At 56.9% G+C, this 517-nt stretch carries 1 protein-coding gene; it reads left to right on the top strand.

The window, feature by feature from the left end; translation table 11 throughout:
• Positions 1-507 (top strand): transposase (locus INT33_RS21045; protein ID WP_193092949.1); only part of this gene is annotated, 507 nt, incomplete at its 5' end.
• Positions 508-517 lie beyond the last annotated feature (10 nt).

Below are 517 nucleotides of genomic sequence, written 5' to 3'. Positions count from 1 at the left end.
CGCAAGACCCAATGGCAGGTGGGAGGGAAAGTGGCAGAGACGTTTCGCTTTCCGTATCAAGCACACTCCTGGAAATACCCACGCTGGGTGGTGGCCCGCCTGGAAGAAGGCGAGCTGGGCTCTAATCCCCGGTTTATCATCAGTTCCCGTTACGATGACGGCTTCAAGCTTTACTACGAGCAGTACTGTGCCCGGGGTGACATGGAGAACCGGATCAAGGATCAACAACTGAGCCTGTTCGCTGACCGTACCTCCAGCACGCACTGGTGGGCCAATCAGTGGCGGCTGATCTTGTCGGGCTTCGCTTATACACTGTTCGAGCGGTTACGGACTTATCTGAAGCACACGCCCTTCGCGCGCATGAGTCCGAGCAACCTTAGGCTCAAGCTCATCAAAGTAGGCGCGGTCATCATCCGCAATACGCGTCGAATCCGCGTACTCATGAGTGACAGCTACCCCTATAAAACGGCGCTATCCGATCTCGTCAGGCGGTTGGTGCCGAACTGACTGCTCGGGC

The sequence above is a fragment of the Halomonas colorata genome (assembly GCF_014897985.1).
In the GTDB taxonomy this organism is placed as follows: Bacteria; Pseudomonadota; Gammaproteobacteria; order Pseudomonadales; family Halomonadaceae; genus Vreelandella; species Vreelandella colorata.
This window is presented reverse-complemented; position numbering and strand designations above follow the sequence as displayed.